The following is a 13,467-nucleotide window of genomic DNA, read 5'->3' as shown; positions in this document are numbered from 1 at the left end:
CCATCGGCGAGCTTCGTGATCGCCGGCGCACGCCAGGACCGCGACGTCGGCCTGTTCGCCGCCGGGGTCGACTACCTGATCTCGCCCAATCTCGTGCTCGGCGGCCGTTTCGACGGTACCGCATCGGCCAACAGCCGGACATACGCCGGAACTGCCTCGCTCAAAATGAGCTTCTAGGAAGGCGAATTTTCCCTGCATCATCGTTGCCGTTGAACGGCTTGCCGCAACCCCTGCGGCATCCGCATCAAGACGATCCCGGTCGGCGGGCAATCGGCTGCTTGCCGCAGGTCCTAGGCCAGCGAAAAAGGAGAGCGCACGCTAGGTCGCAAAAAAGGCCGCGCCACCCCGAAGGATCACGCGGCCTAGTAGGGAGGAAACTGCCCAAGGAGGGCTCTACACCGGATCCGGCCGGTCCCGAACGCCGTGGGCTGACGGCCCGGCGATTCCGTTATGGCCACCAGATCGGCGCGGCGAGGAAGCCCGCGATCAGGAAGACCCCGACGCCGAAGACGATGCCGATTCGCACCCACTGCCGCGTCGGCACCGAGCCGTCCACGACTTCCGGGGCGTTTAGATGGCAGAGCGCGCCGAGGATGGTCAGGAAGACAAACAGGCTGACGAGGTCGGTGTTGACCACGTCGCGCCAGCCCAGAGAACGATAGCCAAGCGATACGATGCGGGCAATGAAGCTCGCCGCTTGCGTCAGGAAGATGCCGACGGCGAGCACCTGCCCACGCGTCGGCATCTCCGCCTGCAGCGCAATCCAGACGACGGGCGCATAGGCGACCATGACCGCGCCGGCGAAGGAAAGAGCAATCAGGTTCAGCGCCTCGATCAGCGCGGCCTCTGGCACCACGACGAAAAGCAGGCAGCCAACCGTCATGAAGCCGAGGAAGGCGCGCATCAGGTGGCCGCGCAGGAGTATCTTAACGGCGGCCGGCATGGGCATGGTCCTTCACCAAGGTGGCGACTTCGTTCAGCGTCTCGATCGCGCGATCGGCGCGTCTCGCGGCGCGGAGATTGTCGGCGACGGCAGCCGTCAGGCTACGGTCCTGCGGGGTTTCCTCGATCGGCCGCAGTGCACGGCGCAGCCGGCCGATCACGCACGTCAGCGGTTGCATCATCGCCGTCCCCTGATCTGCACGTCGCGCATCAGATCGGCCAGGCTGTCGATCGCGGCGGTGTGCTTCTCGCGGCTTTCCGTGTTCGCCCGCACGAGGTCGGTCAGCTTCTGGGCATCCTCGACGCGGCGATCCGATAGGGTTTCGTTGCGAAGAACCTGCCGCCAGTAGGCCCAGGCCAGCGCGAGGATGATGACGCCGGGCAGCCCAATCTTGAGTAGCTCGGCGACGGACGAGGCGAGCGGATCGGTCATGGCAGGTGGTCAGGCCTGCGCAGCTGCGCCGGTCGAAACCATCACGCCGATCTTCGCCTCGAGCTTCTCGGTGAGCACCGAGCCAACGGCTTCAGGCGTGATGCCGAAATGCTTTAGCGCGTCCGGCGCGCTCTTCACGACATAGTCGACGCCCTCGACGATCAGCGGGTTGCGGCTCGGCAGGGCCAGTGCCCCGGCCATGCCGCCGGCGCGATTGATGACGAGCCCGGCCGCGTTCGTCAGCGCGGCCTGCAGGGCTTCGCGATGCTTTGCGTCGAGGTCGATGTTGAGCTTGGCCTTCACGGTGACTGCTAGCCAGCCGACGATCGCCACGATCAGCGCGCTGGCGAGCTCGACGAGGAAGGGGCGCACGATCTCGAAGACGGCCGAGCCGGTCGAAAGCGACTGCGCACTGGCGACGGCGGCGAATCCGAGAAGGGCGAAGAATGCGACGGCGAGCGTCGCCAGGGAGCGGATCATCGTGAAACTCCTGGAGAATGGTGGCGGTTGACGAAGACAGCCGACGAGGCGACCTTGCCGGCGGGCGACTGCGAAGGGTGAGCGATGCGAATTTTCGTGGCGGCGGCCGTGCTGGCGGGGCTCGTTCAGGCTGCCCAGGCAGAGACCCGGTTCATGCGCCTGAGCGCCGAAACCGTGGCGGGCCGCAAGGTGACCGGTCAAAGCGGCGGCATCTGGATTTTTCATCGGGACGGCCGCTTCACCGGCCAGACCGCGCGACGGGAGCGTTTCGTGGCAACGTGGAAGCTGCAGGCCGACAGTTCGATCCTGGTGACGAACGCCAAGACCGGGATCTCCCGGAACTGGAGCACCTTCATCGATGGCGGCCAGCAGTTCGTCCGGATCACGGCGCGCGAGGGCCAGCGCGAATTCCAGGACAAGATCGCGAAGATCGAAGCCGCCGACTGAGATCAGGCTTCGCTGGTTGACATTGACCGCACGCGGACAGGACGCGCGCCGATTATCGAACTCCGGGAGTACGACGATGAATGATATCGTGAAGCTGCTGACCACGTCGCTGATCGTGAGCGTGGGCTCGGGACTCTTCGATACTGCGAACGCCGAGACCCGGTTCCTGAACCTGAGCGTCGATTCTGTCGCTGGGCGGAAGGTAAAGCTCGTAAACGGTCAAACATTCACGTTCTACAACGACCACACGTTCGAGTTCGCCCGCAGTGGTGGCAAGCCGTCGAAGGGCACATGGACGATCAAGTCCAATACGATCGGCGTTACCTACAAGGGCGGCCGGCAGTGGGACTATTTCCCCTATCTTCTGGACGGTGTGACCTATCTGAAGGCGCAAAGCGGACGATCAACCTATGAGGCGGTCAGGGTCGATTCCATCGTGGCGGCAGAATGATCAAGCTTCGTTCGTCGACAGGCCGCCGCCTGCCGTCAGCAGCACCCGGCCGCCCGTTGGCAGCGGATAGGTCGAAGGCCAGCGCATGCCGAGCAGGCGGTCGCGCGCGAGCCAGGTCTCGCTGACGCTGTCGCTCTGGTTGCCGCCCAGCACGCGCCAGGCACCGTCGCTTTTGTGCTCGCCCGCATAGAGTCCGACATGGCCGGACCAGCCGGCCTTGCTGCCACGCCAGAACACCAGCACCGCGCCGGGCGAAGGCGTCTTGATCTCTCGGCCGAATTTGAGCCAGTTTCGCGCGCCAAGCGGATTGGCCGGCTGGGCCTCGCCGGGCAGTGCGAAGGCCATGCAGTGCGCGACGAAGAGGCCGCACCAGGCGGTCTCGTCATTGGCGTAGCCGAGTCCGAGCGCGCGGGCCCAGCCCATGATGACGCTGGAATTCTGCTTGCCGGCGATCTCGCGCAGGCCCTTCAGGCGCTTCGCCTCGGCATACCAGGGCGGCAGGATCACCGGCGCGACGACGCCTGGGAAGAGGCGAACGATCAGGTCGGCGTTGGGCAGGCCGGTCGGCTTCAGGCCATTCTTGCTCTGATAGGCCAGGGCCGCCGCCTTGCTCTTGCCGCCCCAGGCGTCGTCGTCGCCCTTGCCGCTGGGACCGCCCTTGCCCAGGTCGTAGCCGAGCGCGATCAGCGCCCGCTGCACATCAGCGTTCGATTTCATAATATTGCTCCGATAACGAAATGGCAGAGTCGTGATACGAGTTGTTTTCGTAGCAGCCGCAGCAGTTGAGGCGACGTCCGTCGCTGCGCTGTAATCGCAAAATTTTCGACTGGCTGCTTGCCTTCCAAAGTCGACTTCTATTGACTGAAGCTCGCGATGTCCTCGGCGCCTGAGGCTACAACAGAATGGATAACTGGGATGGCATTGAACTTGAATCGATTGGCGATTGGTTTAAACCCGAACGAAATGTGTCCGGTTTCAAATGCTAAGCGGCTCTTCTTTGCATTTTTCTATGAAAAACAATCTCAACCTCAGTTCAGATATGCAGCCGAATTCTGGATGTCTGCAATAAAATTGGAATATTTAGTTAAGCCCGCTAAGGACAAAACGGAACTAATTCCATTCAACACAGAGTTAGACTTCAAAGATAAGTGGAGAAAACTACATGCGCTAGCTTCGAACGGATATGAAGTTCATGCTGGCATTATATTTGGTCATGGATCAAATAATCTAAATATTGTTGGTAGGAGTTTCTATGGTAGGCAGATACARTCAGGATTACATTTTGCTCCAAATAGTGACGTGCGTAAAGAAGATAAAACTCCAAATACATTGACAAAAACGGACATTGAGAGTCTGGCAGAATTGCCATGGAACCGCGAGTATGGTTACATGATATTGTCTAACTGCTATTCGGGCGTTGAAAAGCTCCGAAACTGGTCTCCTGCGCAAGTTTTCAGTAAATCTCAGAAAATACCAACAGTCGGCCAATCGCGAGCTTCGTCATTTTCTTTAGAAAGGCGACGCCTGATTAAAATTGGCGAGCAAAGTCGCAAAATCTATCTTTGGGGATATGACACCGAAACGACCTTGGATATTATTTCTTCCGGCGCGAGCTTTTCCGGCGGAACAGGCATGCAAATTGCGGGCAAAGTCTACTCACCTAAATGAGGCGAGCAAGGTTCGCGCCTCTGGCTTCCTGATCGGGTTGACCGTCCCAGAGAACCACTCATGGGCATAGACCGGCCCGCCGGCCCCGCATGAGGCGAGCGCCAGAAGCGCCAGCGCGGTGAGCGTGGCCGGAAATCTCATGACGATGCTCCGGGCATGGAAAAGCCGCCCGGAGGCGGCGACAAAATCGGGTGTCTGCGTTTCAGCTTCCGTTCACGATCGACGTGCGAGCATCGGTTCAAATCGGAGACGGAAAATGAAGATCCTTGTTCTTGTTGGGCTCGCAGTCGCTGCGATCAGTGCCCCGGCGGCTGCTCAGGTTCGAGGCAGCTATCTCGGAAGCTGCCAGGACGTCCGCCAGCGCGGTCCCATCTTGGAGGCTGAGTGCGAGGATCGCGGCGGAAATCTACGCCCCACGCGCCTCGATATTCGTGACTGTGGCCGAGGCGACGTGTCCAACCGCAACGGCAGGCTCGTGTGCGCCGGCGGGCGCGGTGAACGTGACGGTGACGATCGCCGCGGCCCGCGTGGTGATCGCTTCGAGGGCGGCCGGCCGATGTACGAACGGCGGTTCTGAGTCGAGCGCCGCCCTTCCCTCTCGCGCCACCCTTGCCAAGGTCGTCCACAGTGGTGTCCTGCTGAGAGCGTGCTACTCAGTCGCTAGCCAACAATGAGGGACGCGACGGTGAAGGAAAGCTTGGTTCTTACAGTATGTGACCCGATAGAGGTGTCATCGAGTGCGGACGGGACGACGTTCAGCCTGCGGGCGGAAGTCGTGGACATCGCCTCTTTCCCTCGGCGCCGAACTGGCAAGTTCGTCGAGGTCGTTTGCGGCGCACCGTCCGCGCCAGCGCTGCGCCGCGCGTTGCAGCGCTACGAGGATCATTTTGGGATCGACGACACGAACTCGGAACCGCGCGCCAAAGTGCAATAAGCGACGGCCGATTGCGTTGCGCCCTGGTAGGGAAACGTTAGAGTCTGCAGTCTGAAATCTGGAGCAGTGGTATGCGAATTAATCTGAAAGCCAGGCCGGACGGCGCGCTTGCTGTTGTCACGGACGGCGCGTCGACGACAGGGACGTTTCTGGCCGAATTGGCGGTGTGGAATTCGTCCGAACTCGACGAACTAGAAAGGCAATTCCAAGAGCAGATTGCGCAAGCCCGCAAGTGGAAACGCCAGCGGGATGACAGCCTAGCCTCCGTCTAAGCCAATGCCATCTCGGGTTTTGCCCCGCGCCGGGCGAAGCGCCGATGCCGCCACCTGTCGACCGGTTCGTCTACGAGCTTGAACAAGGCGATGGCTGCGAGGACAGTGCAGAAGTTATACCACAGGACAGCATCGGGCCGTGAAAAGTACCCAAACTTTGTTTCTGTTTCGAAGCTTGTGAACGTCCAGTGGTAGACCAAGAAATGAACGAGATATATTGAGTAAGAAAGCTCTCCTATTCTGCGATCCCAAACCCAGTTCTTTGACGCCTCAAATGCCCCCGGCAGGAGAAGCGGTGCAAGCGCAAGAAACAGGTGACCGTCAGGCAACTGGCCGCGCGATAGTGTCGTTACCCACGGCGACCACAACCACTGTGTGAGAGGCAGGGCAACAAGGGCGGTCACACTGCCGTAGCCAACCCATGGCGCCCGCCAAAATAGCGGGAAAGCCGCATAGATTCGGTATGACAGCATACCCATCAGAAAGAAGCACACCGTCGTTGGAAAGCAAAAATACAACCAAGGATAATAATTTACGCCCAAAGCCGACAGATACACGCGAAGACTTAGTCCAGCGATAGTAAGCGCGAGAAGATACCTCGTCCTGAATCGGTTTAGAAACGGCGCTATAAGATAGAAATATAGCTCCAGCGTAATACTCCACGCCTGCGGGACCAAAAGGAAGTGATTGGGATAGCGAAACGGCTGCTGCATGTTCTCTGCGAAAACGATCTTGCCGCCGTCGTAGTAGAAATAATATTGAAGATCCTGCCCGAAGATAAAGGTGTTTGGCAGCATTGTGAAAATTTGCTGCATGAGCGTCTGGCTGGCTAGTTCGCTCCAGAAACCTGACGCCGTAAGCCATCCATTGCGCCCTAGGACTGGCAAAGAGATCAGGGCAAGCGCGAGCAAAACAAAGTAGGCCGGGAATATGCGAAGCGCTCGAGCGGTGTAGAACTCCGCAAGCGCCCCTGGTCCCTTATATTTCTCTGTCAGGACAAGGGCCATATAGAAGCCCGAGATGATGAAAAAGCCTAGGACRACGGCCGAACCGAAGAGAAGCGGAACACCAGGTAACCGGCCGTAGTGCATAAACACGACGGACATCGCCAATAGAAACCGAACAACGCCCATGTGCCCTTTCCGTTGCAGGCCTTCGTAGTACACGGAAGCCGAGATGTCACGAACGAGTAGGCGCCTGCCCCGGGCAAGAAAAAGCCGCCGGGCGGCTGCAGTGGCTGGCGCGAGCCGGGCCAATATGAGAATGAGCGGCATGCGCTTTTTCAATCGACGTCAGACCGCGCCCGCCATCTTCCGCGAGTTCCAGAATTTACGAGCGGTGACGCCGCCTAACTTCGAGGTGAATTTCCTCGGCGGGCTAACGCGGGCGGAGTTCTGCGCGATCGACACGGCATCAGCCGCCCCGCCCGACGTCGGTGAGGCCTTCTTCGAGTTCAAGAGCATCCTAGAGGCTGCCAAAGCTGCCGGGCCGCGCTTCACCTTCGTCGAGCTGGGCGCCGGCTTCGGCCGTTGGTCATGCGTCGCCGCCCTCGCCGCTCGCCGGCTGGCGAAAGATTATCGCCTGCACATGGCTGAGGTTGAGCCGCAGCACCTTGAATGGATTCCCGATCATATGTCGGACAACGACATCAGCCCGGCGAAATACACGGTCTTCCCGTTCGCCGTGGGCGAGACCGGTACCATCCCCTTTTATGTCGAAGGCCCGTCAACTCTTGGCGCCGCCAACGCTCGCGACTGGTACGGCCAGAGCGCCGTCCACGCGGAATATCGCGATCAGCTCACCGAAGTCGAGGGCAGCTATTTCGGGCGGCCGATGAAGGCGCTCTCCAATGGCTTCTATTCGATAGACGTTGAATCTCGCCCGCTGATCGACATGATCGGCGGCATCGAGTTTATCGATCTGATCGACATGGACATCCAGGGCGCCGAGGTCGATGTCATCCCGGCCTCGATCGAGTTCCTGAACGCCCGCGTCCGTCGAATGCACATCGAGACGCACTCGGCCGAGATCGAGGCGAGGCTTCGGGCTCTACTGGTCGATCAGGGCTGGTCCATCATCCACGACTTCCCCCAAGCGACGAAAAATGTCCCGACACCTTTCGGCCGGGCCGATTTCGTCGGTGGGCTGATCGACTGCTTGAACCCGCGCGCCTAGCCCGGATCGACCGATGCGTTGGCGAGCCACCCTGTCACGAGCGTGTCGCCAAGGCTGGCGCCAGGATCGCACGCTGACAGTCGGCACCCCTTCTCAGTCACGGCGTCGATAGAAGCGCCTACGGCCGTCGCCCGGTTCCAGTTCAGGACGAGCGACCCCGGCCCGACCGGATTGAAGATCGATACGATCGGCGCGGCAATCATCGGCCGCTTGAAATCGATCTGCGTCCCCTGCCATCCGTTCCCGCCGGATCGTGTCGCCGCGAAATAATGTTGCCCGGCATGGAAGGGGGTGCCCTGGCTTGCCCATCCTGCCTTCGGCGCGACATCGCGCCAGAAGCTCTTCTGTATGTAGCGAAGGCAGTCCCACTCTTCGTCTTCGTAGGGACGCTGCTCGAAGGGCGAAGCAACGTCTGCCTCAAGCTGGTCCGCCGCGACCCAGAGTGTGTTGCCGACTGTGCCGAGGAATTTGCTCTGACCGGGCACGACGCCCTTCGGCCCAGCTTCCCAGACGTCCGGCGGCTGCACGAACGCTGTGCCGCCGCCCAAGAACAGGAAGGAGGCATAACCGCGCGCTGCTCCCTCACCCCAGTCCGTAGCAGGCGGGACCGGCATCAATGCGGTGAACTTGCGCCAGGTCTGACCAACCTCCGCGCCCGCAGCATATGTGAAATACGGAGCGTTCGATCGCAGTCCGTAGGATAATGTGAAAGGGGCCGCTCGCCTTCATGAACAGAGATCGCACCGGGGCCCGGCCAAGCAGCATCTGCGCGAAGCGGTCTCCGGTGCCAGTATGGACGATACCAGCGTTTTCTGTCTCTGAAGGGTTGGCCGCCGTCAGAACCGTGATTTTCATCGACTGGCGGACGACGAAACCGGCATCGGCAAACGACGGCGCGTCAGCGCTCTTCTCGACGCGCAGCACCGCGCCACTGGTGTTCTGGAGATAGTAGGCGTCGGCAGTGATGACGCCGTGATCCGCACTCGGATTGGCAAGGCCCATCTGCCACACGGCGAAATCGCCATTTGGGTTGAGGCGGCGCGTGAGAGACATCGCGACTCAGTACCGACGGGCCAGATCGACGACGGGGCTGCTCGGCATCGGCCAGCGCTCCTCCCCGCGCGGTGTCTCGCCGTTACCCTTCATGAGCACAGGGATGCGTGCCCTGACCGCCTGAATCCACGCATGCCCCTCGGCGAAGGTCCTCGCGAAAGCTCGGTCGTCGTCGGATCGCTCGGCCGGAAGCTTCGTGGTGATCACATTCATCGCGGCGTTCAGGTTGAGCTGGGCGGCAGTGCTGATCACGGCGCCGATGGTCTGGCCGGCCTCCGCCTTGAGGCCGGCCAGAATCGAAGCCTGATCGAGGGTCGGGTTGGGCGGCGCTACGAACTTCGCGCCGTCCTGAAGCCACCCTGCCTCGACCTTAGCGGGCAGCGAAACGAAACCATGCTCCGGCCCAAACAGAGCCTCGATATCGAAATCGCCCGGAAGATCTTTGATCTCGACGACGACGCCAGCAATCATGCGGCCATAGTGCTTCATGGTGATATCTCCCGTCACGGTGCGAAGCGGCTGAAGTATTGGAGCAGGATGACGCCACCGGATCCCGCACCGCCCGGCTGCCATGCGCCACCGAAATCGGAGCCGCCCGGGCCACCGCCGCCGAAGCCCAGAGCTGCGTTGTTAACTCCAGCATTAGTGAAGGCGCGTTGTGTGGGCTGGGCCCAGATCGATCCGCCGCCCGTGCCAACGGTGCCCTCTGTGCCTCGGCCGCCGGGATAGGTGATATCCGGCGTCGTGCCGCTGACTGTGCCGTTGGCGACCTGAATCGCCGTGACGCTATTGTTGGCGCCGTTGCCGCCTGCGCCGCCCGTGCCGGTGGTGCCAAAAATGGCGGTCGATCCGCCTGCGTTGCCGTTGAACCCCTGTCCGGATGGATTGACGATCCCGCCGGCGCCGACGGTGAAGGCGTTTCCTCCGCCAGGCGTCACGGCGACGCCGAAACGTTCCCACGCCCCACCACCGCCGGCACCGCTGGCCTTCGACGCTGTCGTGCCGGAATTTCCGCCCGACCCGCCGCCGCCAATGGCAAGGACGCGGTTGACGACAGAAACATCGGCCGGCGCGGTCCAGGTGCCCGAGGCAGCCGTCAGAGCCACGGTGCGCAGCGTGCCAGCCGTGATCGCGCGCACCTTGGCCGGCGAGATCCCAGGGATCACCCATGACGACGCAGCACGAACGAGCCGGACACGCTCGCCGGCAAGCCAGTTGTTGCCCTCAATCGGGGTCCCGTCAGCCCATGTCACCGCCTGAGCGGCGAGGCCGTCAACGGCGAAGGTGGTTCCCCCGCCAGATGCCGCGTTCGGCATTACGATTGTGAACGACGCATTGAGGACATCGGCGTAGCTCAGTATCGCCGTGGCCATCGTGGCAGTAATTGCCGTCGCGGTCCCGGACACTGACGTGATCGCGTTCGCGAACTGCCGGCGCGAGGCTCGCTCCAAGCCGGCAAGCAGGTCAGCCACGACGCCGTTGTCGAGCGCATTCCCGCCCGAATAGTCGGCGACGAACTGCCCCACCGATGCGGCCATAAACGCTGCCTGTCGCCAGACCTTGTTGACCTCGGTCGGTTCTGCAATCCCGTCGACAAAGCCGGACGGGCGCGCGGCAAGGGCGGCGTATTCGGCCTGCGAGAGCACGCCTGCGCCGCCCGCCGTGGCGAACGGCAGGAAGTCGTTGGTAGGCATTGCGATGTCTCCGGGAGATCAGGAAGTGAAGTATTCAGGCGAGGCGGCCCACGCGCCGCGTCCAAAACCGCCGATCATGTCGTTGTCGACGCCAAAGCCGAAGATCGGGCCGCTTACGGTCGTGATGCGGTATTTCGCGCGGACACCCTCGGGCTTCAGCGGAATATAGCCGCCAGACAGGAGTGCGATGAACAGAGCCGATGGGATCACGCCGGCGACGCCGAAGGTGATCGTCATGTCCTGGTTATCGATCAGGACCAGCTTCGTCTCGCCATCGGGGAAAATGATGTCGAGCGCTCGCTTCGCGTCTGGTAGGGTTCCGTCCCAACTGTTCGCGGCGATCTTCGCCCTGAGCAGAGTCCGGTAGGTACCGTCATCAAGGCGTGTGATCCCATCCGGCGTATCGTAGGGCCGCTTCCAAAGACCTCGGCCCCATCCACGCGCGGCATCGCCGAAGCGGAACCAAATGTTGGCGATTGGAATACGGACGAACCGCGTCCGGCCCACCCACTCCCCGACGACGTCGAGCTGCGCGCCGATCGCAACGTCGAGATCGAAGTCGATCGGGAGGTGTTCGAGGAATGCCTGCTGCGCGACGATCGGCTCCACGATGGCGCGGATCATCGCCGTAAACTTCGGCTTGCTGCGGTAGGCCGGCGTGATCAGCGCGAGGTAGTCTTCAGCCGTCGGCATCAGGACACCGTCGTCGTGATATCGGTGAGCGCGGCCATCGGCGCTTCGTTGAAGGCGATGACCAGATCGGCCGTGCCCAGCGAGCCCATGTTCTTCGCGATCGTCAGCCCGGTGATCTTGTAGGTGCGTCGGTCGGGCAAGCCGTTGAGGTTCGCCGGCACATAGATCTCGGCGAATTCGACGTCCTCGCCGATGTCGAGAGCATTGATCCAGTCGACGCAGGCCTGCTTGATCGCAGTCTCAATCGCAGCCGTGAAGCCTGCCAGCGCAGTGATGGCGAGGGCGACCTTGATGGTCGCGGTGGTGGGTCGGTAGAATTTGATCGCGCGGGTCACGCCATATTCGTCGGTGACGTCGACAGAGGTGGTGCCATAAGTCGCGGCGCCGGGCCCCTTCTTGTCGGCGATGGCTTGCGCGATGGCCATGGCGTCGCCGCCCAGCACCACCAGCGAAATCGAATGCGCCGGAAGTCCGTTCACATCGGCCGTGCCTGTGTCGTTCTCATAGCCCTTGTAGCGGGTGACGCCGGTGATCGAAGCGACAGCGCCGATGGTGCCCTCGAATACCGTGCGGGACGGCAGGGCGGTCGAGACCGTTTGCCGGCGGCGCAAGGTGGCGTCGAGTTCAACAGRTGCGCCAGCAGACGCCGCAGAGGGATTGGTGACCGTCTGCCAGCCCCGCGTCGGCGTGCCGATCGCCACGATGCTGTCCGGCACGGCGTCGATGGCTCCGATATCCTTCGCCGTCGCCGTGACCGTGATGTCGCCATCGTCCGGGATCGTCACCGACGCCGGCAGCAGCCATTGCGTGCCGTCCGGGCTTTGCCCTATCCCCCCAGTGATCGTAGTGCCGGCGTGGCCAGTGATCAGCAAGTCCACAGTCGAGTTACTGGCAACCAGGCGCTTGAGCCCGTTGATCTTGACGTTCGACGACAGTCCGACGCCGCGAGCATTCGCCGGCGAGAACGAGTTGTAGGCCGTGACGCACTGGGCGTTCACGTCATCGATCGCCGAAGCCACGATCGCGATCTGCTGACCGTCCATCGCGTCGGGATCGACGTCGATGTCCTCTCCGAAGATGCCCTTGAAAGCGTCCTCGAAATAGACGCGCACGACCTCATAGTCCGGCTTGAAGACGCCATTCTCGTCGATGGTGCAAACCGGAAGGGCCATCAGGAATTCACTCCGGTGACCGTCGCCGGTCCATAGATGGTGTCGATCGTCAGCCCGGCACTGAACGCGCGGGTGTTGCGGTCGAGAGTGCTGGAATAGGCCGTGATCTTCTTCACGCCTGGCGTCGACAGCACGTGGGCGCGGATCGAAGGGTCACGGGTATCGGCTGTGCGGTTGCCGAGCACGCGCGTCTTCCATGGCATGCCCTCGGCGCTGTCGAGATACCACTGCCCCTGCCATAGCTGGAGCCGCTGGACCACTGCCTGGGCGACGCCCTCGGGCTGATCTTTCCAGAACTGCACCGCGCCTTGGCCGAAACGATAATCGGCGTTCTCGTCGAATTTCCGGAGACGCATCAGTTCGTCGGCCCCGCGCTCGTGCTGCCGCCCGCCTGGACGCCGGTGTGCTTATGCGTCGAGAAGACGATGCCGTTCACGATGAGCTCGCCTGTGATGCGAACGGTGCCAGTGATGGCTGTCTCGCCAGCGCCACTTCCGATCGCGACGCCCTGCGCCGCCGCGACTGAGACCGACTTGTCGGTCGATACGGCCACGCCCCCCGCTGCCGACATCGACATTTTCGTCATGCCGTCCTCGGAGCGCATCTCCGCGCCGGTCGAGCTCGGGTCCGTGACCTTTGCGGCGTTCGGATTCGACCGGTAGCCCAATTGCGCGAAGCCGTTCGACAAGCTGTGCATTCCAGCATCGGGCGGAACCTGCTCGCCCCCGGATTGCTGCCAGGTGTCTGGCGCCCGCGCCGTGAAATTGACCAGCACTTCGTCGCCCGGCTTTACCGGGAAGGTCATCAGCATACCGCCGCCACCGGGGAACTGAAACGGCACATCCTGCAAGATCGGAATGTCGACCGCCTTCTGCGAGCCATCCTCCTGCTTGACGAAGGACTTGACGGCGAGCTGCACAGACATCGTTTGCTTGACCATATCGACCGATACGACCTTGCCCGGCGCTGACGTCCACATCTTCGACGTGTGCTGTTCGATCGCAGCCCGGAGGTTCTCTTCCGGGTCGTCGATCCGCTGACGGAGATCCATGG

21 protein-coding genes are annotated in these 13,467 nt (G+C 61.9%); 6 read left to right on the top strand and 15 right to left on the bottom strand.

Features of this window, described 5'->3' with window-relative positions; genetic code table 11:
- Nucleotides 1–448 precede the first annotated feature (448 nt).
- The 4 genes from AC1DZY_RS22395 to AC1DZY_RS22380 are packed head-to-tail and all read right to left on the bottom strand — an operon-like array spanning nt 449 to nt 1,855.
- A complete protein-coding gene (locus AC1DZY_RS22395; RefSeq protein WP_476822365.1) occupies nt 449–943 on the bottom strand; it encodes a hypothetical protein in 495 nt (164 codons plus the stop codon).
- Nucleotides 927–1,124, bottom strand: a complete 198-nt coding sequence (locus AC1DZY_RS22390) for a hypothetical protein (protein ID WP_476822364.1) — start codon at nt 1,122–1,124, stop codon at nt 927–929. Before AC1DZY_RS22390 ends, AC1DZY_RS22395 begins: the two co-directional genes overlap by 17 nt.
- Entirely contained in the window at nt 1,121–1,375 is a 255-nt protein-coding gene (locus AC1DZY_RS22385) for a hypothetical protein (protein WP_476822363.1), read from the bottom strand. Before AC1DZY_RS22385 ends, AC1DZY_RS22390 begins: the two co-directional genes overlap by 4 nt.
- A 9-nt stretch (nt 1,376–1,384) precedes the next feature.
- On the bottom strand, nt 1,385–1,855 hold the full coding sequence (locus AC1DZY_RS22380; RefSeq protein ID WP_476822362.1) for a hypothetical protein: 471 nt from the start codon (nt 1,853–1,855) through the stop codon (nt 1,385–1,387).
- Between the two features lie 96 nt (nt 1,856–1,951).
- Between AC1DZY_RS22380 and AC1DZY_RS22375 the strand changes: the two genes are divergently transcribed.
- Entirely contained in the window at nt 1,952–2,302 is a 351-nt protein-coding gene (locus AC1DZY_RS22375) for a hypothetical protein (protein ID WP_476822361.1), read from the top strand.
- A gap of 76 nt (nt 2,303–2,378) precedes the next feature.
- Nucleotides 2,379–2,753: a lipocalin family protein gene (locus tag AC1DZY_RS22370; protein WP_476822360.1), complete on the top strand. Its 375-nt coding sequence runs from the start codon at nt 2,379–2,381 to the stop codon at nt 2,751–2,753.
- On the opposite strand, the gene AC1DZY_RS22365 is transcribed toward AC1DZY_RS22370, so the two are convergent.
- On the bottom strand, nt 2,754–3,470 hold the full coding sequence (locus AC1DZY_RS22365; protein WP_476822359.1) for an NlpC/P60 family protein: 717 nt from the start codon (nt 3,468–3,470) through the stop codon (nt 2,754–2,756).
- 198 nt (nt 3,471–3,668) lie between these two features.
- Between AC1DZY_RS22365 and AC1DZY_RS22360 the strand changes: the two genes are divergently transcribed.
- Nucleotides 3,669–4,421, top strand: coding sequence for a hypothetical protein (locus tag AC1DZY_RS22360; protein WP_476822358.1), 753 nt, complete (start codon nt 3,669–3,671; stop codon nt 4,419–4,421).
- On the opposite strand, the gene AC1DZY_RS22355 is transcribed toward AC1DZY_RS22360, so the two are convergent.
- Nucleotides 4,410–4,562 (bottom strand): hypothetical protein, encoded by a 153-nt coding sequence (locus AC1DZY_RS22355; RefSeq protein WP_476822357.1) that lies wholly within the window; start codon nt 4,560–4,562, stop codon nt 4,410–4,412. The two genes, AC1DZY_RS22360 and AC1DZY_RS22355, sit on opposite strands and share 12 nt — an antisense overlap.
- Nucleotides 4,563–4,677: 115 nt before the next feature.
- Here AC1DZY_RS22355 and AC1DZY_RS22350 point away from each other — a divergent pair, with 115 nt between their 5' ends.
- Together AC1DZY_RS22350 and AC1DZY_RS22345 are read left to right on the top strand one after the other, a co-directional pair.
- Complete coding sequence (locus AC1DZY_RS22350) at nt 4,678–4,998, top strand: hypothetical protein (protein ID WP_476822356.1); 321 nt, start codon at nt 4,678–4,680, stop codon at nt 4,996–4,998.
- A gap of 428 nt (nt 4,999–5,426) precedes the next feature.
- The gene (locus AC1DZY_RS22345; RefSeq protein ID WP_476822355.1) at nt 5,427–5,627 is read left to right on the top strand and encodes a hypothetical protein; all 201 of its coding nucleotides are present in this window, start codon (nt 5,427–5,429) and stop codon (nt 5,625–5,627) included.
- On the opposite strand, the gene AC1DZY_RS22340 is transcribed toward AC1DZY_RS22345, so the two are convergent.
- Nucleotides 5,624–6,901 (bottom strand): acyltransferase family protein, encoded by a 1,278-nt coding sequence (locus tag AC1DZY_RS22340; RefSeq protein WP_476822354.1) that lies wholly within the window; start codon nt 6,899–6,901, stop codon nt 5,624–5,626. The genes AC1DZY_RS22345 and AC1DZY_RS22340 overlap by 4 nt on opposite strands.
- Between AC1DZY_RS22340 and AC1DZY_RS22335 the strand changes: the two genes are divergently transcribed.
- Entirely contained in the window at nt 6,891–7,802 is a 912-nt protein-coding gene (locus AC1DZY_RS22335) for an FkbM family methyltransferase (protein ID WP_476822353.1), read from the top strand. The genes AC1DZY_RS22340 and AC1DZY_RS22335 overlap by 11 nt on opposite strands.
- Here the strand turns inward: AC1DZY_RS22335 and AC1DZY_RS22330 are convergent.
- Genes AC1DZY_RS22330 through AC1DZY_RS22295 form a run of 8 tightly spaced genes read right to left on the bottom strand, consistent with a single transcriptional unit; the run spans nt 7,799 to nt 13,465 of the window.
- Nucleotides 7,799–8,329, bottom strand: a complete 531-nt coding sequence (locus tag AC1DZY_RS22330; RefSeq protein ID WP_476822352.1) for a hypothetical protein — start codon at nt 8,327–8,329, stop codon at nt 7,799–7,801. The genes AC1DZY_RS22335 and AC1DZY_RS22330 overlap by 4 nt on opposite strands.
- 55 nt (nt 8,330–8,384) lie before the next feature.
- Complete coding sequence (locus AC1DZY_RS22325; protein WP_476822351.1) at nt 8,385–8,855, bottom strand: hypothetical protein; 471 nt, start codon at nt 8,853–8,855, stop codon at nt 8,385–8,387.
- Between the two features lie 6 nt (nt 8,856–8,861).
- Complete coding sequence (locus tag AC1DZY_RS22320) at nt 8,862–9,344, bottom strand: hypothetical protein (RefSeq protein ID WP_476822350.1); 483 nt, start codon at nt 9,342–9,344, stop codon at nt 8,862–8,864.
- Between the two features lie 14 nt (nt 9,345–9,358).
- Complete coding sequence (locus tag AC1DZY_RS22315; protein WP_476822349.1) at nt 9,359–10,549, bottom strand: hypothetical protein; 1,191 nt, start codon at nt 10,547–10,549, stop codon at nt 9,359–9,361.
- An 18-nt stretch (nt 10,550–10,567) separates the two neighbouring features.
- Complete coding sequence (locus AC1DZY_RS22310; RefSeq protein ID WP_476822348.1) at nt 10,568–11,242, bottom strand: DUF2612 domain-containing protein; 675 nt, start codon at nt 11,240–11,242, stop codon at nt 10,568–10,570.
- Nucleotides 11,242–12,414 carry a baseplate J/gp47 family protein gene (locus tag AC1DZY_RS22305; protein WP_476822347.1) on the bottom strand — a complete coding sequence of 391 codons (1,173 nt, stop codon included), beginning with the start codon at nt 12,412–12,414 and terminating at the stop codon, nt 11,242–11,244. Before AC1DZY_RS22305 ends, AC1DZY_RS22310 begins: the two co-directional genes overlap by 1 nt.
- Nucleotides 12,414–12,770: a contractile injection system sheath initiator gene (locus AC1DZY_RS22300; RefSeq protein WP_476822346.1), complete on the bottom strand. Its 357-nt coding sequence runs from the start codon at nt 12,768–12,770 to the stop codon at nt 12,414–12,416. The genes AC1DZY_RS22305 and AC1DZY_RS22300 overlap by 1 nt, the downstream gene beginning before the upstream one ends.
- On the bottom strand, nt 12,770–13,465 hold the full coding sequence (locus AC1DZY_RS22295) for a Gp138 family membrane-puncturing spike protein (RefSeq protein ID WP_476822345.1): 696 nt from the start codon (nt 13,463–13,465) through the stop codon (nt 12,770–12,772). Before AC1DZY_RS22295 ends, AC1DZY_RS22300 begins: the two co-directional genes overlap by 1 nt.
- Between the last annotated feature and the right edge of the window lie 2 nt (nt 13,466–13,467).

It is taken from the genome of Allobosea sp. P2_A10, assembly GCF_056405115.1.
This window is presented reverse-complemented; position numbering and strand designations above follow the sequence as displayed.

Coding starts and splice junctions, on each gene's coding strand:
- AC1DZY_RS22395 (WP_476822365.1), bottom strand. CDS start 943: ATGCCGGCCGCCGTTAAGATACTCCTGCGCGGCCACCTGATGCGCGCC.
- AC1DZY_RS22390 (WP_476822364.1), bottom strand. CDS start 1,124: ATGATGCAACCGCTGACGTGCGTGATCGGCCGGCTGCGCCGTGCACTG.
- AC1DZY_RS22385 (WP_476822363.1), bottom strand. CDS start 1,375: ATGACCGATCCGCTCGCCTCGTCCGTCGCCGAGCTACTCAAGATTGGG.
- AC1DZY_RS22380 (WP_476822362.1), bottom strand. CDS start 1,855: ATGATCCGCTCCCTGGCGACGCTCGCCGTCGCATTCTTCGCCCTTCTC.
- AC1DZY_RS22370 (WP_476822360.1), top strand. CDS start 2,379: ATGAATGATATCGTGAAGCTGCTGACCACGTCGCTGATCGTGAGCGTG.
- AC1DZY_RS22365 (WP_476822359.1), bottom strand. CDS start 3,470: ATGAAATCGAACGCTGATGTGCAGCGGGCGCTGATCGCGCTCGGCTAC.
- AC1DZY_RS22355 (WP_476822357.1), bottom strand. CDS start 4,562: ATGAGATTTCCGGCCACGCTCACCGCGCTGGCGCTTCTGGCGCTCGCC.
- AC1DZY_RS22350 (WP_476822356.1), top strand. CDS start 4,678: ATGAAGATCCTTGTTCTTGTTGGGCTCGCAGTCGCTGCGATCAGTGCC.
- AC1DZY_RS22345 (WP_476822355.1), top strand. CDS start 5,427: ATGCGAATTAATCTGAAAGCCAGGCCGGACGGCGCGCTTGCTGTTGTC.
- AC1DZY_RS22335 (WP_476822353.1), top strand. CDS start 6,891: ATGAGCGGCATGCGCTTTTTCAATCGACGTCAGACCGCGCCCGCCATC.
- AC1DZY_RS22325 (WP_476822351.1), bottom strand. CDS start 8,855: ATGTCTCTCACGCGCCGCCTCAACCCAAATGGCGATTTCGCCGTGTGG.
- AC1DZY_RS22320 (WP_476822350.1), bottom strand. CDS start 9,344: ATGAAGCACTATGGCCGCATGATTGCTGGCGTCGTCGTCGAGATCAAA.
- AC1DZY_RS22315 (WP_476822349.1), bottom strand. CDS start 10,549: ATGCCTACCAACGACTTCCTGCCGTTCGCCACGGCGGGCGGCGCAGGC.
- AC1DZY_RS22310 (WP_476822348.1), bottom strand. CDS start 11,242: ATGCCGACGGCTGAAGACTACCTCGCGCTGATCACGCCGGCCTACCGC.
- AC1DZY_RS22300 (WP_476822346.1), bottom strand. CDS start 12,770: ATGCGTCTCCGGAAATTCGACGAGAACGCCGATTATCGTTTCGGCCAA.
- AC1DZY_RS22295 (WP_476822345.1), bottom strand. CDS start 13,465: ATGGATCTCCGTCAGCGGATCGACGACCCGGAAGAGAACCTCCGGGCT.